The sequence below is a fragment of the Echinicola salinicaeni genome (genome assembly GCF_014280965.1).
GTDB classification, from domain to species: Bacteria; Bacteroidota; Bacteroidia; order Cytophagales; family Cyclobacteriaceae; genus Echinicola; species Echinicola salinicaeni.
The window spans coordinates 122,011-147,630 of sequence record NZ_JACODZ010000007.1; the positions used below are offsets into that span (position 1 = coordinate 122,011).

General features: G+C 38.2%; 20 protein-coding genes. 11 read left to right on the plus strand and 9 right to left on the minus strand.

Annotation, left to right across the window (positions count from 1 at the left end; all coding sequences use genetic code 11):
- Positions 1-7: 7 nt before the first annotated feature.
- Together smpB and tsaD are read right to left on the minus strand one after the other, a co-directional pair.
- Positions 8-472, minus strand: coding sequence for an SsrA-binding protein SmpB (gene smpB / locus H7U17_RS14680; protein WP_186757506.1), 465 nt, complete (start codon positions 470-472; stop codon positions 8-10).
- A 14-nt stretch (positions 473-486) separates the two neighbouring features.
- Complete coding sequence (gene tsaD, locus H7U17_RS14685) at positions 487-1,497, minus strand: tRNA (adenosine(37)-N6)-threonylcarbamoyltransferase complex transferase subunit TsaD (protein WP_186757507.1); 1,011 nt, start codon at positions 1,495-1,497, stop codon at positions 487-489.
- A 57-nt stretch (positions 1,498-1,554) separates the two neighbouring features.
- Between tsaD and H7U17_RS14690 the strand changes: the two genes are divergently transcribed.
- The 4 genes from H7U17_RS14690 to H7U17_RS14705 are packed head-to-tail and all read left to right on the plus strand — an operon-like array spanning position 1,555 to position 9,260.
- Complete coding sequence (locus tag H7U17_RS14690; protein WP_230981434.1) at positions 1,555-6,129, plus strand: translocation/assembly module TamB domain-containing protein; 4,575 nt, start codon at positions 1,555-1,557, stop codon at positions 6,127-6,129.
- 33 nt (positions 6,130-6,162) lie between these two features.
- Entirely contained in the window at positions 6,163-7,458 is a 1,296-nt protein-coding gene (locus H7U17_RS14695) for a cryptochrome/photolyase family protein (RefSeq protein WP_186757509.1), read from the plus strand.
- Positions 7,455-8,414, plus strand: coding sequence for a Smr/MutS family protein (locus H7U17_RS14700; RefSeq protein ID WP_186757510.1), 960 nt, complete (start codon positions 7,455-7,457; stop codon positions 8,412-8,414). The genes H7U17_RS14695 and H7U17_RS14700 overlap by 4 nt, the downstream gene beginning before the upstream one ends.
- Before the next feature lie 6 nt (positions 8,415-8,420).
- Positions 8,421-9,260, plus strand: a complete 840-nt coding sequence (locus H7U17_RS14705; protein ID WP_186757511.1) for a hypothetical protein — start codon at positions 8,421-8,423, stop codon at positions 9,258-9,260.
- Between the two features lie 21 nt (positions 9,261-9,281).
- Here H7U17_RS14705 and H7U17_RS14710 read toward each other — a convergent pair whose 3' ends face one another.
- Both H7U17_RS14710 and H7U17_RS14715 read right to left on the minus strand, forming a co-directional pair.
- Positions 9,282-10,427: a cystathionine gamma-synthase gene (locus tag H7U17_RS14710; RefSeq protein WP_186757512.1), complete on the minus strand. Its 1,146-nt coding sequence runs from the start codon at positions 10,425-10,427 to the stop codon at positions 9,282-9,284.
- Positions 10,428-10,556: 129 nt separating this feature from the next.
- On the minus strand, positions 10,557-11,081 hold the full coding sequence (locus H7U17_RS14715; protein WP_186757513.1) for a hypothetical protein: 525 nt from the start codon (positions 11,079-11,081) through the stop codon (positions 10,557-10,559).
- Positions 11,082-11,214: 133 nt separating this feature from the next.
- On the opposite strand from H7U17_RS14715, the gene H7U17_RS14720 reads away from it, so the two are divergent.
- Positions 11,215-11,937, plus strand: a complete 723-nt coding sequence (locus H7U17_RS14720; protein ID WP_186757514.1) for a VTT domain-containing protein — start codon at positions 11,215-11,217, stop codon at positions 11,935-11,937.
- A 3-nt stretch (positions 11,938-11,940) separates the two neighbouring features.
- On the opposite strand, the gene H7U17_RS14725 is transcribed toward H7U17_RS14720, so the two are convergent.
- From H7U17_RS14725 to tilS, 5 genes are all read right to left on the minus strand, one after another.
- Positions 11,941-13,602: a mechanosensitive ion channel family protein gene (locus tag H7U17_RS14725; protein ID WP_186757515.1), complete on the minus strand. Its 1,662-nt coding sequence runs from the start codon at positions 13,600-13,602 to the stop codon at positions 11,941-11,943.
- A gap of 65 nt (positions 13,603-13,667) precedes the next feature.
- Positions 13,668-16,391 carry a hypothetical protein gene (locus tag H7U17_RS14730; protein ID WP_186757516.1) on the minus strand — a complete coding sequence of 908 codons (2,724 nt, stop codon included), beginning with the start codon at positions 16,389-16,391 and terminating at the stop codon, positions 13,668-13,670.
- A 137-nt stretch (positions 16,392-16,528) separates the two neighbouring features.
- Entirely contained in the window at positions 16,529-17,467 is a 939-nt protein-coding gene (gene mdh / locus H7U17_RS14735) for a malate dehydrogenase (RefSeq protein WP_186757517.1), read from the minus strand.
- A gap of 148 nt (positions 17,468-17,615) precedes the next feature.
- The gene (locus tag H7U17_RS14740; protein ID WP_186757518.1) at positions 17,616-18,131 is read right to left on the minus strand and encodes a Crp/Fnr family transcriptional regulator; all 516 of its coding nucleotides are present in this window, start codon (positions 18,129-18,131) and stop codon (positions 17,616-17,618) included.
- A gap of 6 nt (positions 18,132-18,137) precedes the next feature.
- Positions 18,138-19,499 (minus strand): tRNA lysidine(34) synthetase TilS, encoded by a 1,362-nt coding sequence (gene tilS / locus H7U17_RS14745; protein WP_230981436.1) that lies wholly within the window; start codon positions 19,497-19,499, stop codon positions 18,138-18,140.
- A 10-nt stretch (positions 19,500-19,509) separates the two neighbouring features.
- Between tilS and H7U17_RS14750 the strand changes: the two genes are divergently transcribed.
- From H7U17_RS14750 to porD, 6 genes are all read left to right on the plus strand, one after another.
- Positions 19,510-21,162 carry an OstA-like protein gene (locus tag H7U17_RS14750; RefSeq protein WP_186757519.1) on the plus strand — a complete coding sequence of 551 codons (1,653 nt, stop codon included), beginning with the start codon at positions 19,510-19,512 and terminating at the stop codon, positions 21,160-21,162.
- 170 nt (positions 21,163-21,332) lie between these two features.
- Complete coding sequence (locus tag H7U17_RS14755) at positions 21,333-22,049, plus strand: T9SS type A sorting domain-containing protein (RefSeq protein WP_186757520.1); 717 nt, start codon at positions 21,333-21,335, stop codon at positions 22,047-22,049.
- 70 nt (positions 22,050-22,119) lie between these two features.
- Positions 22,120-23,067 carry an outer membrane protein assembly factor BamD gene (locus H7U17_RS14760; RefSeq protein ID WP_186757712.1) on the plus strand — a complete coding sequence of 316 codons (948 nt, stop codon included), beginning with the start codon at positions 22,120-22,122 and terminating at the stop codon, positions 23,065-23,067.
- A 33-nt stretch (positions 23,068-23,100) separates the two neighbouring features.
- Positions 23,101-23,418, plus strand: coding sequence for a DNA-directed RNA polymerase subunit omega (locus tag H7U17_RS14765; RefSeq protein ID WP_186757521.1), 318 nt, complete (start codon positions 23,101-23,103; stop codon positions 23,416-23,418).
- 5 nt (positions 23,419-23,423) lie between these two features.
- On the plus strand, positions 23,424-24,635 hold the full coding sequence (gene coaBC, locus H7U17_RS14770; protein WP_186757522.1) for a bifunctional phosphopantothenoylcysteine decarboxylase/phosphopantothenate--cysteine ligase CoaBC: 1,212 nt from the start codon (positions 23,424-23,426) through the stop codon (positions 24,633-24,635).
- 40 nt (positions 24,636-24,675) lie between these two features.
- Positions 24,676-25,578, plus strand: coding sequence for a type IX secretion system protein PorD (gene porD, locus H7U17_RS14775; RefSeq protein ID WP_186757523.1), 903 nt, complete (start codon positions 24,676-24,678; stop codon positions 25,576-25,578).
- Positions 25,579-25,620: the final 42 nt, after the last annotated feature.

Here is a 25,620-nt window from a genome sequence, read left to right on the forward strand (position 1 = left end):
TTTTTGATCAATAGGCCATTTTATCAAGTTCTCGTTTTGCATCCTTTTTCTTAATGTCCTGACGTTTGTCATGAAGCTTTTTACCTCTACCCAGAGCTATTTCCATTTTCGCTAAGCCCTTGTTATTGATAAATATACGAACTGGAATAATAGAAAGCCCTTTCTCACTTAATTTACTTTCTAATTTATCAAGCTCTCTTCTATTAAGCAAAAGTTTACGCTCCCTAACTGCATCATGGTTAAAATGCGCAGCTTGTGAATAAGGAGTAATATGCATTTGTTTAACAAATAACTCCCCTCTTCTAAAATAACAAAAAGCCTCTTTCAAGGACACTTTCCCTTCCCGAATAGATTTAATCTCTGTACCCATTAGGGACAATCCAGCCACATAGGTATCCAAGAATTCAAATTCAAAGCTTGCCTTTCTGTTTTTTATATTGATTACTTTACTAAATTTATTCTCTTTAGCCATCTCTAAACTCTAAATTAACTAATCTTCATTTTAGCCATTGGACTCACATCCAATCCGCAAAACTCTCCATTAAGATATTTATAATGCGCCGCCATTGCAATCATAGCCGCATTATCTGTACAATATTCAAATTTGGGAATATAAACATTCCAATTCAATTCTCCTGCCAATCTCTCCAATTCCTTTCTCAAACCCGAATTAGCTGACACTCCTCCAGCAATGGCAATATCCTTCACCTTATATTCTCTAGCAGCCCTCCTTAGCTTTTGCATGAGCATTTTGATCAGCGAATATTGAACTGAAGCGCAGATATCCGCTATATTTTCATCAATAAAACCAGGGTTTTCCTTTATCTGATCCCTCAAAAAGTAAAGCACAGCAGTTTTGATACCGCTAAAAGAATAATTCAATCCAGGCATTTCCGAAACTGGGAACTTATAGGCTTCAGGGTTTCCCTCCTTCGCATATTTATCCACCAATGGACCACCGGGATAGGGTAATCCCATCAATTTAGCTGTTTTGTCAAATGCCTCTCCTACCGCATCATCCAAAGTTTCACCGACCACTTCCATGTCTAAATAATCCTTCACCAAAACCAACTGGGTATGGCCACCACTGACCGTCAAACAGATAAAAGGAAACTTTGGCTTTGGCTCATCTATAAAATGGGCCAAAATATGAGCTTGCATGTGATTCACATCAATTAAAGGAATCCCTAATGAATAGGCAAACGACTTGGCAAATGAAACTCCAACCATCAATGATCCCATCAATCCAGGACCACGCGTAAATGCAATGGCAGAAAGTTCTTCCTTTTTCAGGCCTGAAGTTTCTATCGCTTCATGAATAACCGGAATGAGGTGTTGTTGGTGGGCACGAGAAGCCAACTCTGGAACAACACCTCCATATTTTTCGTGAACCGATTGCGTGGCGACAATATTATTAAGTATTTTGCCGTCAGATATAACAGACGCTGATGTCTCGTCACAGGAGGACTCAATAGCGAGTATATTAATATTCTTCATAATCCTTTGGAAAAGAAATCGAAAGTTACGGAATTTTTGCAGAAAGCTTTGCGGGGAATGCTTCGAGTAGCAGTTTTTCTGCTGATCCTTTTTCTTTTGGTTGTTGGAGCACTGCAAATTCCAGCAATTCAAACCGAGGCAACACAGTTTTTAGCCTCCAGACTCAGTAAGAACACTGGCTTTGAAACAAAAATTCAAAATGTAAATATTCGTTGGTGGGATACCATTAGTCTTAAGGGCCTTACGGTTAAAGACCCGCAAGACAGTTTAATGGCAGACTTGGATGAAATCTTCATTGATTTCTCGCTAAATGGTCTTCTAAATGCAGAAAGCCCGGGTTTTGATGAAATAAGGCTAAAGGGTGGAACGCTAAAATTCTTAATTCATCCTGGTGATTCCACTCCTAATATTTCGACTTTCATTCAAAACGTCAACCGCTTCTTAGGGAAGAGAAAAAAGAAAAACCACAAAAAAAGCAACGAGTTTATCATTGACAATATTTTTTTCCAAGGAACCTCACTGGACATATTTGATTTGAGAAAGGAAAAAATTGAAAATGGCTTTGATTATACCCGCCTAAGATTCAGAAAACTTTTTGGAGGTGCCAGAGATTTTGTGGCAGAAGGAAGCAACTTCAATTTTGATATAATATACTTACGTGGGCTGGAATCTACATCTGGAATGGAATTCCAACAGCTGAGGACCCTATTCAGCTATTCTCCACAAGAAATGGAATTTCAGAATCTTTATTTCAAGTCTAATGAAACCATTATAAAAAATTACCTGAAATTCAGCTACGAGAACATCAAGTCTTTAAGTGACTTCAACAATCAGGTAAATATTTTTGCCGAATTGGATGAATCGGTTTTGGATATTAAAGACCTGAAATATTTCACCAGTAAGATCCCTGACTTTGATGACAAAATCTATTTGAGCGGGCAAATAACGGGAAAGGTGAGTGACCTGTTTTCTGAAGAACTGTTGATTCGTTTTGGAAAAAGAAGTGCGCTTTTCGGGAAGTTCAATATCGATGGACTACCCAAATTAGATAGCACTTTTTTCCAGCTTTCCTTAGTTAACTCCACCGTAAACAGCACAGACCTTGCCCCTTACCTAGATGAAAAAGGCAGCAAGGAGATCAACAAATTCAAAACATTTTTCTTTGACGCGGATTTTACCGGTTACCTCACCCGTTTTCAGACACAGGGAGAATTCAGGACTCAAATTGGTGATTTCACTGGAAAGCTAAACTACCTGATAGACAAAGGACAACCTCGGTATTATGGACAACTTAGCTTAATGGATTTCAACTTGGGCACAATCATGGAAGACCCAAAAACTTTCCAAAAAGTCAGTCTAAAAGGAAATCTCAGGGGAACTGGAACAACACTGGAAACCGCATTATTAGAATTGGATACCAAAGTAAGTAAAATTGGTGTTTTAGGCTATAATTACTCTGGGATAGAAACCAATGCCACTTTTGGTAAAGACCTATTCAGGGGACAATTGACAGTAGATGATCCCAATCTAAAAATGAATATTAACGGTATACTTGACCTAAGAGATCAAAAGGATTCTGCTAGGCTTACCGCCAGGTTAGACACGGCCTATCTCAAAGCCATTAACCTTACAGATAAAGAATTTTTCGTTAGCGGCGGAGTAGAACTGGACACTAAAGGCACCGATGTAGACGAAGTTGAAGGCATAGCGAGATTCAAGGATTTATTGATTAGTCATGATGGCCGAAGCCTCTCTATTGACAATTTCTTCTTTCAGTCTGTTTTTACTGAGGATTCAAGGATGATTTCCCTTAACTCAGACTTACTGGTAGCCAGTATCTCAGGGAACTTCCAGTCAAAGAAAGTTTACAGTGACATCCAGCTTTTACTCGACAATTATCTGGCCATCCTCACCAATTCAGAAATTCAAACTGAAGAAGAATCGCCTGAAGACTTCGAAGAATACAATATTGATATCAACATGAACTTATTCGATATCAATCCCATCATCAACCTCTATGAACCTTCCCTCTATATTTCTAAAAACACCTCAGTGGAAGGAGCCTTTTATCAAACAGCAGAAAACACCATTTTCAACTTTTATTCAGGAATTGACACCATTCAATACGATAACAAAATATTTCTAGAAAACGACTTAGACTTCAACACTTCTAAAATCAGGAACTCAAGAGAGGTTTTGGCTGCTTGCTATGTCAATTCCAAAGAGCAACAGCTCACCCCCGACATCAACTTTAACTACCTAAGCTTAGAAGCCATTTGGAATGAGTCTGCAATAGATTTCAACCTTAATATTGATCAACTTAAAACTGAAAGCTATGCAAGGATCAAAAGTGAAATCCAGCTTTCCAAAACCAATACGAATATAATTTTTGAACCATCGGAAATCAAAATCCTTGATAACTATTGGGAGTTTGACCCTGATAATTCCATTACAATATCTGAGGAACAAATTGACTTTGACAATCTAAAACTTTTTCATGAAGACCAGTATTTGGCCTTCAATGGCCGTATTAATGACAACCCTGATGAGATTCTAGGATTTGAAATCCACGATGTAAATATGGATTTCCTTAATACTTTTGATAATAAGGAATATAAAGGCAGGGCCAATGGAATATTTGCTCTAAACAGTTTTAGTGAACGCACTGGAACTTATGGAAGCCTTAGCATTGACAGCTTATATATCAATAAGTTCCTAATCGGTAATATAGAAGCGGCTACCTACTTCCAGGATGATAAAATGAATCTCAACCTGGCAAATTACAGAAACAGTAACAAAAACATCGAGGTAAAAGGGTATATAGATACCATGGATGACCAAATTAATTTGGACGGAAAGCTAGAAAACACCAATCTTGACATTTTAGAACCTTTTCTTTCCACATACCTTACAGAATTTGGAGGAACTGTTTCTGGCGACCTAAAGATGACTGGCACACTCAATCAACCTAATATTGAAGGAATTGGAAAAATTAGCGGTGGTGCTGTTCGGGTAAATTATCTCAACACCTATTACACCGTGGACGGTAATATCAATTTCACCCCTAATGAAATAAGTTTCAGGGGGCTGAATGTTACTGATGTCCAGAAAAACACAGCCAGAATGAGCGGAGGAATAGCCCATGATGCCTTCCGGAACTTTGTGTTGGACATATCTTCCGACCTCAACAATTTCCAAGTACTCAATACATCTGCCAGGGATAATGACCTCTTTTATGGTACAGCATATGCCAGCGGTACACTGAAGATCTTTGGTGCAGCCTCCAACTTGGACATAACTGCAAATGCCACCACCCAACCCAATACCAAAATTTATATCCCTATAGGTGAATCAGAAGGTCAAAACCAAGAAGAATTTATCAATATCATCAATGTAAGGGATACCACTCGAGAAATCAAAATAGAGGAAACAGTCGAAAAGCTTGCCATCAATAATGTAAGGATGAATTTTGTATTGGATGTCACTCCTGATGCCTATACTGAAATTCAAATTGACCCAAGAACCGGTGAAAATATCCAAGGAAGAGGCAAAGGTATACTTAACCTTAATATTGATACACAAGGTGAATTCACCATGACAGGGGATTATGAAATCGTAGACGCTAAATACAATTTCTCACTTTATAATATCATTAACAGACAATTTGAGATTCTCCCTGGAGGACGAATCTCTTGGTATGGTGACCCTTATGAAGGTGTCATGGATATTGAGGCTACTTATGAGGAAAATGTATCGCTCACCAGCTTGCAAAACACCCAAAATGGCAGTCCGGAATTTGAAAACTCGCAACTATATAGAAGATATCCTGTAAAGGTAATCATGGATCTAAACGGTCCCCTGCTATCTCCAGATATCAACTTTGACTTTGACTTTTCTGAGTTTCCAGAAGGAGAATCACAAACTACCATTTCTGCTTTCAAAAACAGAATAGCCAATGATGAACAAGAAAAAAACAGACAGGTCTTCTCACTGATCATGCTGAGAAGGTTTTCCCCAGAAGGACAGTTTAACAGTGCTGGCATTGGTTTTTCTAATCTGAGCCAATTAGTTTCTTCCCAGCTAAACGCACTCATTTCGCAGGTAGATCAAAATCTGGAAATCAATATCGATTTGGCTTCACTGGACAATTCAGCACTGGAAACCTTCCAGTTAAGGGTTGCCTATACTTTCTTGGATGGCCGTTTGAGAGTAACTAGAGATGGAAGCTTTACAGACCCTCAGGGAAATGCAGATTTAGGCAGCATTGCCGGTGACTGGCAGGCTGAGTACCTGATCACCAATGATGGACGGTATAGAGTCAGAATTTATAATAGAAATAATTTCAGCAACCTATCCACATTGAATATCGACAGGGTCAATACTTATGGGGTATCTGTTTCGCAAACCTTATTATTCAGCTCCCTAAAGGAACTTTTCCAAAATATCAGCAAAAAGAAAAAAGAGAAATTACTGATCAATGACACTGATGATTTTCTTCGGTATGACTATCAGGATAATACACAGCGCCCTGATGACTCTAACCCTGAAACCCCAGATGATCTCCCTAAGATTAATATACTGGAATCCAGACCGATTGAGGAGAATATTAAAGAAGAACCAAACAATAAGTAGTATTTTTGTATTCTATCTCTAAAAAGATTTACCATGGAGAAAGTATGTATTTTTTGGTTTAGAAGAGACCTTAGACTAGAAGACAATACAGGAATGTTTTATGCCTGTCAAAATGAATGTAATGTATTGCCGCTTTTTATTTTCGACACCACTATTCTAGATGAACTCGAAGATAAAAAAGATGCAAGAGTAACCTTTATTCACCAACAGTTGATTTCTATCAACGAACAATTAAAAAAGAAAGGGGCTTCCTTAATGGTCAAACACGGGAAGCCATTGGATATATTTAAAAAGCTTTCCAAGGAATACGAGATATCCTCTGTATATACCAATAGGGATTATGAACCCTATGCATTGGAAAGAGATCAAGCAATCGAAAAATATTTAAAAAGCCATAAAATTGATTTTTTGGATTTCAAAGATCAGGTAATCTTCGAAAAAGATGAAATCCTGAATGAAAGCGGCAAATTCTATAAAGTATATACACCTTATAAAAATGCATGGCTGAAAAAGTTCAGGTCAAATCCACCACAAATTTTAACAACTGATTTCAATCATCTTTATCAAACACCTGCTTTTGAAATACCTTCATTACATGATATTGGATTTAAAGAAACTGACATCAAATTACCTCCCCTGAAGATCGACAAAGCTTTGGTCAAAACTTATGATCAAAACCGTGATTTTCCTGCTCAAGACCAAACTTCCAAACTTGGTATTCATTTGCGCTTTGGAACGATAAGCGTAAGGTCACTGGCACTGGAAGTAGCTGAATTAAATGACGTTTTTCTTAGTGAATTGATCTGGAGGGAATTCTTTATGATGATTCTTTTTCACAACCCACAAGTGATTGACCAGTCATTTAAAAGTCAATACGACAAAATCCCTTGGCGAAATAATGAAGCAGAATTCGGAAAATGGTGTCAAGGAAAAACAGGCTATCCCATCGTAGATGCGGGCATGCGTGAGCTAAACACTACAGGACATATGCACAATAGGGTGAGAATGATCGTGGCCAGTTTTCTTACAAAGCATCTTTTAATTGACTGGCGTTGGGGAGAAGCGTATTTTGCAAAGAAATTACTGGATTATGAGCTCGCCTCTAATAATGGCAACTGGCAGTGGGCCGCTGGAACCGGCACAGATGCACAACCTTATTTTAGGATCTTCAACCCCAGCTCGCAAATAAAAAAATTCGATAAGGACCTTGAATACATCAAAAAATGGGTCAAAGAATTCGGCTCTGACAGCTACCCTGAGCCAATAGTAGATCATAAAAAAGCGCGGGAAAGAGCGCTCAAAACATATAAATCAGCATTAGAATCATGAATATTGGAGATAAGGTGCGCTTACTGCACGGAAATGAGGAAGGAACCATTACCAAAATTTCAAGTGGTGGAAGAATAGAAATTGAAATTGAGGACGGTTTTAGAATCCCTGCGATGAAAAATGAAGTGGTGGTGATTCATGAAACCGAAAAACAATATTTCGGAAGTGATGGCTCCAAGGCTATAGAAAAAGAAAATCCACTTCCAGCTGCCAAAAGCATTAAAACGAGCGAAGGTTTATATTTGAGCTATGTTACTATCAACGATAAAACCCTGAGCCTCCACTTGATCAATAATACCGAAAAGGATTATGTCTTTATGGCTTCTGATATTTTTGGAGAAAACTCCAAAACACTCTCTTCAGGAACCATCAGTGCACTAAGTTCTAAAAAGTTGGATGAAAAATCCATTCCACAGTTTGAAAACTGGCCTCCGCTTTTTCTGCAATTTATTCCTATTAACCATCGGGCGGAGAAAACCATTGCCCCTTTTGAGAAAAAAGTAAAGTTCAAAGCTTCTTCTTTTTTCAAAAATCAGCAAGTAGCACCAGTAACTGGGAAAAAGGGATATTTATTTGCCATTGATCAGCAAACACGGGCTTTGGATATCAACAAGCTTAATCAGGAGCTCAACAAGGGCAAGGAAGAGGAACCCGTAAGCCAACAATTCAAGCGACCAGAAAAGCAAATTGATCTTCACATAGAAAAACTCACAAAGGATCACGAGTTTATGAGCAATACAGAAATGCTTAAACTCCAAATGGAAACATTTGAAAAAAATTTAAATTATGCTATCGCTACTGGAATGGATGAAATCACCTTTATACATGGTTTGGGCAATGGGGTTCTTCGAAAAGAAATTCATAAATACCTCAGTCAATTGGAAAATATTAAGTATTTTCAAGATACCCAAAAGAGCCGATTTGGATATGGTGCCACTCTTGTACGTATAAATTAGACCAAAATGCAAGTTCAACAAGTTTCTCCGATATTTCAGCTCTTCGACCAGCAATACACCATTGCAAAAAAGCTTTTCACCTCGCTTGCCAAACAATTTAAATCCAAAAAAGCCATTGAGCTGGAGGAGAAACTAATCTTTTTGGAAATCTATATAGACTTGTTGAGCCGAATCCATTTCAATGAAAAAAAATTGAAATTCGAATTATTTGGCCCCTATAAACAGCTTTTTAAAGCGCTTAAGAAGGTGTTACATATTAAGCTTATCCAACAAGCATTAGGAACAACATCTGCCAAATCCAACCTCAGTTATAAATCCTATGAAAAGATCCTCTTAAAGGATAAAAATAAGATATATACGGATGCCTATGACATCATTATGGGTACTCCTCTAGAAGTATGGGAAGCGCTATATAAAGAGGCTTTTGAATTTAGCAAAGCCCTGAAGCCTCTTCAGATCAACACTTCAACCACCCAAATCATCAATGAAGAACTAGGTTTCTTCAAGTTTGACAGTGAAACAAAACTTGAAGCAAAAGAAATCAAGGATATTTATGAAGGACTTCAAGTGATTATCACCCTTGAAAATGTAAGAATAGTCTCAGGCCTCAATGCCACTTTTACAGAACTCGTTCACGAGCATATGAACCAGCTCAGCCAACTTTTGTACAAATGGTATCAAAATCACCTTTTCTTGCAACACCTTACTTTTGTACATTCCAATACAGAAGAAACGCCATCTAAAAAATACCTGGACCTGATCCATACCTTAAAAAGCAACAAAAAAAAGCTAACCACCAAAGTGGTTAGCAAATCCCATCATTTGTTCACAAATATTCTAGGATAATCTTCAAGGAAGTAGTTCTTTTTATAGCTTATCCAAGGCCTGTGCAAGGTCATTCTTAAGATCTTCAGCATCTTCAACACCCACGCTCAATCGAATTAATGAATCTGATAAACCTACTTTCTCCCTCTCTGCTTTGGGAATGCTGGCATGGGTCATCGTGGCCGGATGGCCGCAAAGTGATTCCACCCCTCCAAGAGATTCAGCCAAAGAAAAATAATGTAGATTTTCCAATACTTTTTTAGCGTCCTCAATGTTGTTGCCTTTGATGGTGAATGAAATCATGCCCCCAAAACCACGCATTTGCTCAAGGGCAACATCATGATTAGGATGGTCCTCAAATCCAGGCCAGAAAACCTTATCCACTTTTGGATGATTTCTCAGGTAACCAGCTATGGTTTTTCCATTTTGGCAGTGACGTTCCATTCTCAAATGCAAGGTTTTGATCCCTCTTAAGACCAAGAAACAATCTTGTGGACCAGGAGTGGCACCGCAAGAATTCTGGATAAAAGCCAAATCTTCAGCCAATTTATCATTATTGACCACTAGGGCTCCCATAACCACATCAGAATGACCTCCTAAATACTTGGTAACTGAATGCATCACCAAATCAGCTCCTAAATCCAATGGGTTTTGCAGAAATGGTGTAGCAAAAGTATTGTCCACTCCTAATAGCACATCATGCTTTTGAGCTATTGCTGCCAATGCCTTTATATCCACAATATTCATCATCGGATTAGTAGGTGTTTCGGCCCAAATCATCCTTGTATTTTCAGTAATATATTTCTCTATTGAGGCAGGGTCCTCCATTGGGACAAAATGAAATTTGATACCAAATTTGGCAAACACCTTAGTAAAAATTCGATAAGAACCACCATATAGATCATTGGTACTGATGATTTCATCTCCAGGATTAAACAACTTAATTACCGCATCTATAGCTCCAAGGCCTGAAGAAAAACACAGCCCATGTTTGCCATTTTCCAAGGCTGCAAGACTGTTCTGCAAAGCTGTCCTAGTTGGATTATGCGTTCTGGAATATTCATAGCCCTGATGATCTCCGGGAGACGTCTGAACATAAGTTGAAGTTTGAAAAATAGGAGTCATGATAGCTCCGGTAGATGGGTCTGGTTCCACACCTGCATGGATTACTTTTGTTCCAAATTTCATATTATTATTCGTCATTTGTACTTATTGCTGTTGAACTTAAATCAAAGAAAACAAATTTACAGCTCTCTTCCCCATAAAACCCCAAAAAACACTTCAAAACGAATCGCTAAAAATGCAGCATTTCCATTATCAACAAGGAGACCAATATTCAAGGAAATTAAAACGGTCGTTTACAAAGTAAAAATTATAAGCATCATCAACTAGCCAAACTATAATGCTAATCACCTCCATTTCCTTATCTATTGACCATGCATTAGCTCCTACATCAACACTTATCTCTAAATCATCCGCCAGAGCTAAAAAAGTAGTGCTTGTGGTATTCTGATCTATTATTTGTCCTTGAAAGACTAATATCAAACCAGCTGCTTTTTCCATCTTTAGCTCATCCAAGACATAGTTCTGCTTTTCATTCCCTGTCCATTTGAAACCGTCATACTCCATAGAATAAAACACCTCTCCTTGCTCATCTGAAGACAAAAAACCACACTCATAATTGGGCGTAAGAATATTTATTGGTGCTCCAAATTGTTTTTGAATGGCTGATTTTGTAGCAGATTGTGGTATCCCATTTAGCGTAATAATGGCTTTTTCTTGCGACAAGGCTGTAATGACAATCTTAAAGAATAAAACCAACGAGAGCATTACATTTTTCATATTAAAAAAATTTAAGTTTAGATCTTAACTACGATTATTTGAATAAACAAATTACATGCCTATTTGCTAAAAAGTGTAAGATAGGAACCAAACAAAATATTTTACCTATTTTCGACGCAGATTAGATTTAAAAATGCCTGCTAAAAGCACTCCTCCCCTTATAGACCGTCTTAAAACAACTTATCATAACAACCCAGCTATGGCCTTTGCCCTGCTGTGGGTTATGATTATCCCAATCATTGGCAGCTCTCTTACCCTAAGTTTTCTTTATGAATACAGTGCTTCTCTTCCAGCGTCTATAGACCTCATAAACATTATCGGTTTTATTATTATTGGGAGTATAATGATGGGAATTGCTTTTTGCCCCACCACTTTATTGGCCATCGTCTCTGGTTTTATATGGGGCTGGGCGGCCTTTCCTATATTGGTCTTCGCCTATTCCTTAGCTAGTTTATTGGGTTATTTTATCGGGTTAAAATTAGACCATAATAGCCTAAACATCCTTCTTGAAAGTTATCCCAAAGCCGCCATAGTAGTCCAAGAAAAAAGAAGCAAAATAGGGAACTTGATATTTTTTGTAAGGATCAGCCCTGTCATCCCTTTTGCCCTGTCCAACCTGCTCTTTGCCTTACTCAAAACAGGTTGGAAAAAGCTCTTGTTTTATGGCGTCCTGGGCATGTTGCCCAGAACCCTAATGGCCTTTAGTATTGGCGTGATGGCCGAATCATTCATGGAAGCCCTGTCAAACAGAAAAGGAAGTCTTCAGATCTTCCTTTTTCTGGGACTACTCTTGCTGAGCATCTGGGGCATTATCCGCTTCTTCAGAAATTCTTCTTCCAGTAGTACTAAGCCTTGATTATTATTTCTTTCCCATTTCACTTTTTACAAAAGCATCCAGTCGCTTTTTGTAATGGTCTATATTGTCTTCATACACCGGAGATGAACCCTGTTTTTCCGGGAAAGTTTCCATATGAACCGTTTGGGTTGGGAAGGCAAAATTGACCCCTAGCTCATTGGCCAACTTTACTATTTTAATCAACACCTCATGTCTTGCTTGGAGCTCATCTCCCCAGGTAGGCACCTCGAAGAAAACATAAAACATGATATCCAGACTAAATGCGGACATATTATTGAAATACACATTATAATAATCCTTTCTAGTTTTTGGATGGCTTTTCACTATCTCCCTTAATCCGTCCACAAACACATTGATCAGTTCGGGAGGAGTATCATAGGTAATTGTAATCGTGCTGTAAAACCTCCTGTACTGCCTAAGACCATGATTATCAACAGTGGCATCGGCAATTTTTCCATTAGGGATATACATCAATGAATTCCTAAAAGTCCTCACCCTTGTAGATCTAAAACCAACTTCTTCCACGGTACCATCTACATCTCCACTAGTGATCCAATCTCCCACTTGAAAGGGCTTATCAATGAAGATCATCACAGATCCAAAAAAGTTTTTGATAGTATCCTGAGCGGCTAATGCAAAGGCCAAACCACCTATCGAAAGCCCTGTTAGGAAGGGCCAGATATCGACTTGAAGACCTTCCTTCAGGATAAACAAAGATCCCACTACCACCACAAAGGCTTTCAGTGTTTTTCTTACCAAAGGAACCAACTGGTCATCAAGATTGGATTCGGTCTTATCTGCCTGCCTCTCAAAATAAGCGGACAGTAAATCAACCAGCTTATAAAATACAATGGTAATGATAAAGGGTTTGGCTGCATTTAACAGTATCGCTATCCAAGCAATCATCTCTATAGGCAACTGTAAAACCCTTATAAATAAGTCCAACAGGAGCACAATAAAATAAATACTGACCACCCTTGCCACAGGCAAAAGATACTTTTCCGCGACATGTGCATAACCGATTTTCACTGACAGATGGTACATTCCCCTGTCAACTATAAAGGTGAACAATTTATGGGCAAGAAAAACAAATAGTATTAGGATGAAAATCCCTACCAATTGCCACAAATGAAGTCCAAAATATTCCTGCTGACCTATCTTTGGTAATAAGTTCAGCAACTTATCTGTTCCATAAGGATAGGTATCTTTATGCATTTCATCAATCTTAGCCACAGTAAACCGTGAAAAAACCCAGTTGTCCCCATCTTTCTCAAGAAAGATCATAGGCAACCGATTGGTATCAAAAAAGTATTTGGCTTGATAATTATGTGTGCTATCTACATAATCATGCTCATTTGGAATATTATCTATATCTACAAAGACCCCTTTTCCATCAAAGATCTGCTTCAACTCCACCGCCTGATTGACAGCTCTTTTATCTGTCAGGTCACCTCCTAAAGCCTTTGCTGCCACTTCTGGCCTGAAGTTCTCTTCTTGCAAATTATGAAAAAAAGTCAAGGTAGTATGATAGGGTGAGGATAGGTTTGAATAGGATACAGTATCATTTACCCCAGCATTTGGAACATCAGGTAAAACCTGCGCATTTATACTATTACTTATAATAATTGCCCATCCCAGTAGGAACAGCTTCACTCGGAATCCCATAATTCAAGTATTTTTTTGAAGATTTCACAAATCTACATAATTACAAAGTACAAACTACACCTTACTTAGAGAGGCATTTTATAGCTTGCAAAACGATTTTGATGAATGGCATAAATGCTATATTCATTTTTACTTCCTGAATATTTCACTTCTATCTTATGGCTACCATTAATAGGCCGGGTATTTAACAGCTCTCCTTCAAGGTTATATAGATATATAAACTCTTGTATCTTGTCTATGATCACAAAGATATTTTTATCTGAGCCAAAAGAATAGAACTGGAACTCCAATTCCTCCGAAGCCATATTTTTCTCAAACAAAACTTCCAATTCCGTATTCATGACAGTTACTTTATTGAACTCATGTATCACAAACAAATATTGGTCTCCAGACTGATCTTTGACCAGGTTAAACGCTGTATTAGTTTCTGGTCTCAATAACTGATTTCTAAAAGTCACTTCTCCCCTAAAATTCACACGAACTACTTCTCCTTCAGCTGTAATGGTCTCCATCTGCGTATCACTATGGTCACCACGTTGCAATAGAACATAATCTGTTGAAACTCCTTCTCCTAAGTTCACAGGGCCGCCAGTTTGTAATTCCCCTCTCCTGTTCATGATATATAACTCACCATTTGCATTTAAAGCCACCATATAATCTCCAATTCCAGATAGTCTATGATGGGCAGGCGCACTTGCCAATCTTCCCGACGTCTCCCTAGGTGTCCAACCTTCCAGGTTATTTCCTTTTTTATCAAATATATACAGCTCCCCTGCTGTAGCCCCCACAAAGTACCTGTAGTCTCTGGTATTATTATAATCCACCAAATTCAACTGAGCTATTGTCACACCATCAGGCATGTACATGGGGTATCCCGGCAAAGGATCGCCCAACCTATCGTAAGCATAAATTGCACTTTCAGTAGCGAATAACACTTGAAGCTTTCCGTTCTTATAATAATCTATTTGAAAAATATCACTTACTACCCTTCCATTTAAACGCTTATTAAATATCCGTTCGCCCTCATCATTAAAAAAGTGAATGGTATTGGATTTATCTTGAACCAGAAAATCAGTGCTTCTGTCATTAAAGTTTTCTATGGCTTTAGGCCCATAAACCAACTCCTGTTCAAATTCCAACTCCATACTTTCAGCCAATAGAATATCTTGAACAGTTTTAATTGGGGCCAAATTATAACCCAATTCCAAATTCACATATTGCTCGTCTCCTAGTTCACTGAGTTGCAAAGCTACCAAGTCGATTGATTTAAGCTGAGGGGCATATTTTTGCAGTAATGCCTGCCAATCTGGAGTACTTACCTTCAGAAGGGTATTCCAGAAACGTGGTATATTCATTATAAAATTAAACCCGGCATTCTTGGATACGCCTTCTAAAAACCGCCTTTGATTAATGGACCTGCCCCAGGTATTGTCATTGTAGATATCATCCAAAAACACCTTTACGGCTTTCATATTATTAGCAAATACCAGCATATCTTCATAACTGCTGACATAAGTTCTGTTAAAACCCAAAAACTGTCCATTAAAAAGATGAGCAGGAAACTCATCCTGATTGATCATAAAGACTTCATTTTCCTTATAATAGTTACTAATCAGCTGACTGGTGTCCCCCTGACTTAATGAAAGGCTAAATGATTTCAATAGATCTAATTGTTCTTCCAGTTCAGCGGTTTTCAAGATAACCACCTTATCAGTATCCATATTAGGTAATTCCTCCAGAATCATAAAACCAATTTCTCCTGTCAGCCTGTCCAAGAAACCTTTGTTCACCAAGTATTTTTCCACTTCACCTAATAGAGTATTCTTTCTTTCGAAGGCATAATTCGGAATATCTTGGATTTGAGAAGTTTCGTTGATATTGTATTGATAATAAATCGAGGTGCGATTGGAAATATAATTACTGAACAGGCTGCCTCCTCCTCTTTTCTCATTGGAGAAGTCCATTTTTTTTCCATCTTGGTAAAAAGTAAAGCCATCTAGAAAAACCTTATTCTCAGCAAACTTCAGTTCAAGGTTAGCAGCAATTTGATGTTGGGAAAAATTATTGATCAACCCAAGATGTTCCTCCTTCACAATTCCTTTTATAAAAGTAGCCACTCCTTTACTGCCCATCCTAAAAATCCCATAACCATCTTTATAAGCACTTTGAGCTTTGTAGAGCTCACTATAAGTATCCTTAAAGCTGTTTAATTTTTCAGATTGCACATAGCGTATTGCCTCCTCAATCAAAAATGAATTATAACTTGCCGCAACAACATTTTCAAGTAGTGCAAAAGACAAGGTTGTCTGGTTCTCCTCGTCCTTATATTCAAAAATAGTTTCTCCACTATAAAGCCTATTATTGATACTTTCTGGCCTTACTTTTTCTCTAATGGAGGCTATAAATTGATCCTGTTGTTTTTCTTTAAAAGCCACTAAAAACAGAAAATCGAATTCTGATTTGGCCGTAGGATGTAGAGAGACGACAAACTGGTTTCCTTTCAAAGTACTCTCCAATTTCCCTCCTTTACCAGTAAGGCTGTCCAAAACAACCAATTGATTTTCTACACTTTTCAGAGAAGGCACATCAGAAAGTCTTTTCCAGATGCGCTGGCTGACCAGCTGGTTCCACACCTGAACAGGCTCCTCAGTTTCAAATACAAATACAGCTTGGTCCGATACCAAATCCACTGCATCTATCTCTTCTGTAAAAACTTTTGAACTATAAAAAAGGTAAGCTGCCAATCCAATAATTGCGACAAGCAAAATCACCAAAAGACGCTTTAACATACTCTTCCAGCCAATTAAGGTTTACTCAATTTAGTAAATTAAAAACTTACAGTAATACAATCAAACTATCCTTCCATCAAAAAAACAAAATCCCGACCAAATGGCCGGGATTTTGAAACTAATTCATCTAACTAAATTTATTTAGCAGCGATATTTTCCAATACAGACATCACCTCTTTTACGTGAGTTCTGGAGGTTTCCAATAATGCTTTTTCGTCATCATTAAGATCAAGTTCGATAACCTTCTCTATACCATTCTTACCTAGAATCACTGGTACACCTAAATAACAATCATCAATTCCATATTCACCTTCCAATTTGATACAAACAGGGAATACTCTTTTTTGGTTTTTAACAATAGCCTCAACCATCTGGGCTGCTGCTGAACCTGGTGCATACCATGCGGAAGTTCCCATTAGTTTCACCAATTCACCACCACCAAACTTAGTTCTTTCGATAATTGCATCCAACTTGTCCTTGTCGATCAACTCAGTCACCGGAATACCCGCTACTGTAGTATATCTAGGAAGTGGCACCATCGTATCACCATGACCACCCATAAGAATTGCTTGGATTTCTTTTGGAGAAATATTCAACTCCTCAGCGATAAACGCACGGTAACGAGCAGTATCCAAGATACCAGCCATTCCCATTACTTTAGTACGAGGAAGTTTAGAAGTGATATGAGCTTGGAATGTCATCACATCAAGTGGGTTAGATACGATGATCACGATAGCATCAGGAGAATGCTTGATCACATTTTCCGTAACTGATTTCACGATACCTGCATTGGTTTCGATCAAGTCGTCACGGGTCATACCTGGCTTACGAGGAAGACCTGAAGTAATTACTACCACATCTGAGTCAGCAGTTTTGGTATAATCATTTGTACTTCCTACAGTTCTGCTGTCATAAGCATTGATAGGAGCTTTTTGCCAAATATCCAAAGCTTTACCTTCAGCTACACCTTCTTTAATATCTACCAATACAATCTCCTCAGCGATTTCTCTGTATGCCAATACATCAGCGCAAGTAGCACCCACATTACCGGCTCCAACTACGGTTACTTTAGTCATGATTTATGATTTATTTTATTTTTTTGATTGAACTTTTGAAAAGCTCCGCTAAGATATTAAAGAAAGCCTATTTAATAAAGTATTCTATTGATTAGTTGAAGCCATTATTCGGCTATAAGCACAAGAACTTTGAGCATGACCGAACTAATTACTCAAACATCTGCCCTAGCTTGAAAAATCCAAAGGAACTTTTGTAGGCAGAAAACAACCTGTGATTATTGGCATTATAGTACTCAGCAAGTGATGCCAACATCTTTGCCTTGATTTTGGGGCTACTGTCAAAAACTTCCTTAACGGCATAATGCGGAATAACCATCAACTCCACCTCTTCCGAATCCACTATGGCTGTATAGACTCGTTTTGCATCTGTCAAAAGGGAATTTTCCCCAAAAGCCATCCCCCTTCTTAACCTCAGTATATTTTCAAAATCATTTCTTATATCGACATTGAGGCTTACCTGTCCACTTTTTACTATATATAATGCCTGACTAGGGTCATTTCTAAAAAACACCACCTCGTCCTTTACATATTTCCTATTATGGATAGCCGATAAAAAACGATACATTTCCGCATATTTCAGTTTATTGAAAAAAACGGTATTGGCTAAAAATTCAAAAATTTCTAATTCTCCCTCTGAATAGGTTCTTTTAAAAGGGTTAAGCATATGCCTCTATTTTAATTTTAAATACATCACCTCTTTTGTGGCAGGTGAGACCTTATAGCGATCATCAACCCTGTATCCCATCACCCAAACAATCTCACCATTAGCATCACACAGGACATTAGTTTCTCTTTTAGCAATTACAGGTACTTTCAAATCTATCAAAAAATCACTGATTTTTTTAAACTTTTTCATACCTAAAGGCCTGAACCTATCACCTTCCTTCCAGTTTCTTATTTGCAGGGGAAAATCCAATTTCCCTCTGTCCAACATCGCATTTTTTGGGTTTTTATCTAAGGAATAACCTTCTTCCAAGACCAATATATCATAGAATTTTTTTCCCAAATTAATGACCAAATCATTCTTCTCGATGCTCAAGTCATTATTCCTTGACTCAAGGTCACCCAAATAGATATACTCCCTATCAATATTTACCATATATGACTTGCCTGTAAACCTACGCCCTACTTCGCCAGCCTCAATCACCACCAACATATCTGCCACCTGGTCCGAATTAAAGCCATAATTTCTCAACCAATAATACAGCAATGATTTCTTACCCGGCACATTATCCAATACGGACTTTTTCATAAAAAGAACTTGGTTTTCTTCTTTGACATTCTTGTTCAACCAAGCATCGTACAGGTAAAAAAATGCCCGTCCCGTATCTTTTAATCTATCAAAACTTTGATGAAGCTTATCCTCCACTAAAGGATCCTGGGACTTCATCAATGGCAAAACCTCATTCCTTAGAAAATTCCTTTTATAATCACTTTCCTTATTGGAGCTGTCTTCTCTCCAGGCAATACCTTTTTTGGCGGCATATTCCTCAAGATCCTTCCGCCCAAACGGCAATAATGGCCGTATGATATGATCTCTAATATCAGACATGCCATATACTCCTTCTATACCTGTTCCTCTCTGTAAATTCAAAAGAATAGTTTCCAATTGGTCGTCAGCATGGTGTCCCACTATTATACCTGTAAAGCCTTCTTCCCTACGGATTTCTTCAAACCAATGATAGCGAAGCTCTCTAGCGGCCATTTGGGTGGAAACACCTTGGGAAGCAGCATACGCTTTTGTATCAAAATATTTCACATATAACGGCACCTTCAAGCTTTTGGCAAGTTCTTGAACGAAATGCTCATCGCCATTGCTTTCATTTCCCCTCAAGCCAAAATTACAATGCAACATCGTATAATTAATCTGTGCTTTTTTCAATAGCACAGCCAAACAAACACTATCAATCCCTCCACTAATGGCCAAAAGATAGCGCTTACTGGTATCTAAAAGATTTTTTCCCCGTATATGTTGGATAAACTGATCAAGCATAAACCAAAAATACCATTTTTGATTAATTTTGTCGTTCATATAAACCAGAATGCTAAAAAAGAATCCAACATACTTCCTTTCACTGATATTTTTAATTTTCAGCTTTGAATTCAGCCAGGCTCAAAACCAAGCTTCAAAAACCCTGAAGATCATTAAGTCCGACAGGCTTCGATCTGTAGGTAATATCCAAAAGCTGATCAATAACGTGGTGATGAAACAGGATAACACCATGATTTATTGTGATTCGGCATATTTCTATGAAAAGGAAAACAAGGCCAAGCTTTTTGGGAATGTCAGAATGAACAACCCTGTAGATACTGTTTCCAGCACTAGCCGCTACGCAGATTATGACGGAAATACACAGCTAGCAAAACTTAGGGACAATGTGGTATTCAAAAAAGCCAGCACCACACTTTACACTGACTTCCTAGATTATGACAGAAGGCATGGCATAGCTGATTATTATAATTTTGGCAAAGTAGTGGACTCCACCAATGTTCTGACCAGCCAAAAAGGCCGCTATGAAACACAGATAGAAAAAATAACTTTCCAAGACAATGTCATACTGATCAACCCTGAATACACCCTTAAATCCAATATACTTTATTACTATACCCTCAACAAAACAGCAGAAACTGAAGGATTAACCAATATAAGATCCCCAGAAGGAGATGAGCTGAATGCCAAAAAGGGCAGTTTCTATGACACACAAAACAAATTATTTAGGTTCTTCCAAGGTGATGTTGAAAATGAAACCAGCAGGGTCTCTGGCGACACCCTATTTTATGATGATACCAAGAAGTATTATGAAGCCAGAGAAAATGTCAGCATCTTCAACAAAGAAAGGAACCTTGAAATATTTGGTGACAAGGGACAATACTGGGAAGGCAGAAAATACTCTGAGGTATTTGGCAATGCACTTGTTCAAAAATATTTCAAGGAGGACACGCTCTACATGGCCGCTGACACCTTGATCAGTCAAGACAGCGAATCTGCAGAAAACAGGTACATGCTTGCATTCCCAAACACAAGAATGATCAAAGGGAATTTATCCGGCAGGGCAGACTCAACAGCATATGTTTATTCTGACTCCACTATCTATCTTTACAGGGACCCCTTGCTTTGGAACAATAAAAGCCAAATATCGGCAGACAGCATAAATTTTGTAATTGCCAATGAAGACATAGACAAGGTTTTTCTTAAAGAAAACTCCTTTGTGATTACAGCAGACACCATTGCCAACTTTAACCAAATCAAAGGGAGGCAAATGACTGGTCACTTTGCAGAAGGGGACATATCCAGATTAGATGTTGATGGCAATGGAGAGTCACTATATTACGCATTGGAAAACGACACCACTGTTCAGGGTATCAACACATTACTATGTGGCAAAATAATCATGCATTTTGAAAATGGGAATGTGAGTAAAATCAATCATACCATAAACCCAGAAGCATCTTTTATCCCACCACACCTTATCACTGAAAAGGTCACCCAACTAAAAGGGTTTTCATGGCGCATTGAGGAAAGGCCTGATATGGCAATGATTAATGAATGGAGAAAACCTCGTGAAAAGGAAGAAAATCCATCCAACCTATTCAATGAACCAAACATCAGAATCCCTTACCCGAACGAGGATGAAATTCAAGAAATCATAAATGAATGGTTAAATAGCCAAAATAAAAACATAAAAACTCCTTAAGCTTTTCCCTTAAAAACAGCCAAAACGATTACCATTTAAATAAATTTTACAGGGGTTAACATTTTTTAACCGCAAATCTTTTAAAAGAACAAATCTTATCGGTATTTTTATACGTATAACATAAAGGATTACAACGGATTAAAAGAACATCTTATTGGAATAACATTTACATGAAAAATTTTTTATCGCTACTCACCATGTTTTTTATCTTTTTTCAACTGTCCGCAGTTGAAGCAAGACAGGTGCGTGTACTAAGCGATAAAGCCCAATTCACCGGAAAAATCAATAGTACCCAAAGACAATCCATTATTCTTCAAAATGATTCCGACGAAGCAAAGGAATATGTTTTGAAATTCATGCGTGGTGAAATCGGTTCCTCTCAAGATATTAGTTTGTGTATAGGAGAACAATGTTTTGATCCTAGAAAAGATCTGGCTAAAATTAAAATAAGCCTTGAACCAGGTGAGATATTCACAGATCTTTATATAGAATTCAGCACGGGAATTACGGAAACTAAAGGTACTTTTGACCTACATTTCTCCAATACCGAGAATCTTCGTGATGTATTCATCATAGAAGGGGTATATGAAGTCTTCGCGCCTAAAGATGCTGAAATCGTAGATCATGAAGCTATATCTTTTGGTGAAGTTTACCCCAATCCAAGTAATAGAATTGCCCAAATAGATTATCAGATAAAAGATCCTAATGCTACAATTAAACTGGCGATCAATAGCTTTATTGGAAACCCAATTGAAGAATTGACGCTTTCCCCCCAACAAAAAACACTTCTGATCAATGTCAGTGACTTTAACCCTGGGGTATATTTATACACCTTGATTGTCAACGGTAAAAATATAGTCACCAAGAAGCTCGTTGTCAAAAAATAATCCTTGCTAGATACACGCTAACTAACTTTGATACAGAATCAAATTCCCTTATATTTGCAGATTGAAAATGATGAACACAGTTATTAAGTATACATTACTATTTGTAATCATCATCTCATTAGGTTCCTGCGGCAAGTTTTACAAGCTGGAGAAAAGTACCAACTGGGATGACGTTTACACTGCGGCCAACGAATACTACCAAGAAGGTGAGTACAGTAAATCCATTATCCTTTACGATAAGGTATTACCAGTAATCCGTGGAAGCGAAAAGTCTGAATTGGCCCAGTTCAACTATGCGTACGCCCATTTCAGATTAAAAAGATATATAGAAGCAGCAAGTTATTTCAACAATTTCTACCAAAGCTATAGCCGAAGTCCAATGGCAGAGGAAGCATTATTTATGCATGCTTACTCCCTATACATGGATGCTCCTGACTATAATTTGGACCAAAAGAGCAGCAAAGAGGCTGTATCGGCCATCCAACAATTCATCAACAGGTTCCCAGAATCAGATTCTTACGAACGTGCGATGAGCATGGTGACAGATCTTCAGTCAAGGTTTGAGAAAAAGGCTTACGAAGAGTCTCAAATGTACTATAGACTTACAGAAGGGCTTTTCCCCGGTCAATTCTACTTGGCTTGTATAGTTAACTTCCAAAATTTTGCCAAAAGGTATCCAAACAGTGAACACAATGAAGAGCTAGCTTATAAGTTAGTAGAGGTAAGCACAGCTTATGCTGAAAGAAGTGTTTTTAATAAAAAAGAAGAAAGACTTGAGGATGCCATTGAATTTGGAGAAGATTTCAAGAGAAAATATCCTTCTAGTGATTTCAATAATGAAGTAATTTCTTTGATTGAGCAATCAAGGTCTGAATTGAATTCCCATCAAAAGCTGAAAAAGCAGTATGAGGAAATCAAAGCCCGAGAAGCCGCTCTAAAAAAAGAACAACAAGAAGAAAAGGAAGAAGAAGTTGAGCTAGAAGAAGCAATAAAGCCTGCCAATGCTGGCAGCAAATAATTCGATCAAATAGAAAATAAACTTTATATCAATATGGCAGTTAATCCTTCAATTATCACTAGAGACTTGGACAAAGTAGCCGAAAAGTCTGGCAACCTTTATGAGTCCCTTCATATCGTAGCTCAAAGAGCCAAGCAAATCTCATTGGCTACCAAAGAAGAATTAAACAACAAGCTATCTGAATTTGCTTCTACTGTAGACAATTTGGAAGAAGTTTTTGAAAACAAGGAACAAATAGAGATTTCCAAATTCTACGAAAGAATGCCAAAGCCTACTAATTTGGCCATGGAAGAGTTTATGGATGACAAAGTCCACTTCCGTAACCCGAATATTGATTCAGAAGAAGAATAATCATCATGCAGCTGCAAGGCAAAAGAGTATTACTTGCTGTTACAGGAAGCATTGCCGCCTATAAAGCAGCTCACTTAACCAGATTACTGGTCAAAGAAGGAGCAGAAGTACAAATCATTATGAGTACTTCTGCTCTTGACTTTATTACCCCTCTGACATTATCTACTCTTTCCAAAAGACCAGTATATCACCAGTTTCATAAAAATGAAACCGGTGAATGGAACAACCATGTAGAACTGGGACTTTGGGCAGACATTTTTCTTATAGCCCCGCTTAGTGCAAGTACCCTTTCCAAACTTGCCCAGGGCAATTCTGACAATTTACTTACCGCTACTTATCTTTCAGCTCGCTGCCCAGTAATGCTGGCTCCTGCAATGGACTTGGACATGTACCAACACCCCTCTGTTCGATCAAATCTTGCTGTAGTAAAGGAATATGGCAATATCATCTTGGACGCAGAAAGCGGAGAATTGGCCAGTGGACTCAGTGGTCAAGGTAGAATGATGGAACCTGAGCACATCTTGAAAAAGATCATTCATCACTTCAACAAGTCAAAAGATTTTGAAGGTAAAAAAATAATGATCACTGCAGGACCAACCCAAGAGGCCATAGATCCGGTGAGATTCATAGGCAATCACTCCAGTGGAAAAATGGGTGTCGCCCTTGCTGAAAACCTCGCGAGTCGTGGGGCCAAAATTGACCTGATCCTAGGACCAAGCCATATCGAGGTCAACCATCCTAATATCAAAATAAGTCCAGTAACGAGCACCCAAGACATGTACAAGGCTGCCCAAGCTGTGCATCCTCATATGGACATTTGTATTTTTGCGGCAGCTGTGGCCGATTATACCCCAGCTGATCCGGCCAAAGAAAAGATCAAAAAAAATGAAGAAAGCATGTCCATAGTCCTAAAGAAAAACGTGGACATAGCAGCAAGCTTGGGTAGAGTAAAAAAAGAAGGCCAATTCCATATTGGCTTTGCATTGGAAACAAACCAGGAGGAAGAGAATGCCCAAGCCAAGCTAAAAAAGAAGAACTTTGACTTTATTGTACTTAATTCCATGAATGATTCAGGGGCAGGTTTCAAACATGACACCAATAAAGTAACGATCTTTCATCAATCAGGCCAAAAGCAGGTCACTGACTTATTACCCAAATCTGCAATCGCCGATTTAATTATTGACTCGTTAAAAAAACAACTGGATCCAGAAAACTGATTAGAACATTATTTTTATATTTAAGCATTACCCAAAGAATATGAGGATCAAACTGATTTTACTTTTATGCTTTATATCCACATTTCAGGTTGCAGCGCAGGAACTCAACTTTACGGTTGCGATCAATAGCGACAGGGCCAGAACCCAAAACAAAGATATTTTTGATCAAATGAAAAACTCCTTTGAGCAGTTTTTAAATGGACGAAGCTGGACCAATGACCAGTTTACCCAAGAAGAGCGCATCAAAGGGAATATTTTGATCACGATTAATGACATGCCTCAAGTCGGTTTCTTTGAAGCTACCGTACAAATACAAGCCGTCCGCCCTATCTATGGCACGAGCTATGAAAGCCTTACCTTCAACTTTGTAGACAGAAATTGGAGTTTTGAATTTCTTGAATCACAGCCCATGGAATTCAATAGGTATTCCCATTTGAGCGAAATAACTTCCCTTTTGGCTTATTACGCCAATATTGTCATTGGGATAGATTATGACACCTTTTCCCCTGAGGGGGGAGAGCCCTATTTGGAGATTGCCAATAATATTGTATCCAATGCTCAGCAATCTTCAAGACCTGGCTGGGAACAAAGTCCGAGCAATAGAAGAAACCGCTATTGGCTGATGGACGAACTTTACAGTTCACAGGTTACCCGCTCCATCAGGGAGGCCTATTATCTATATCATAGAATGGGTATGGACCAATTGACTAAGTCTCCAGAAGATGCTTACAAAAACATCCTAGCTGCCCTTCAAAAACTGGAAGAAGTAAACCGTACTATACCGAATAGTATTTTGGCAATATCTTTTATGGATGCCAAATCTGATGAAATCAGTAAAGTACTCAAAAATGCACCAGAGGAAATCCAACAACAGGCTGTTGATATTCTGCTTAAAGTAGACCCTAACAATGCCAGAAAATACAATGACATCCTCAAAGGATAGCTGGTTTTTGCTTACTTTTACCTCCAATCAAAGAAAAACATT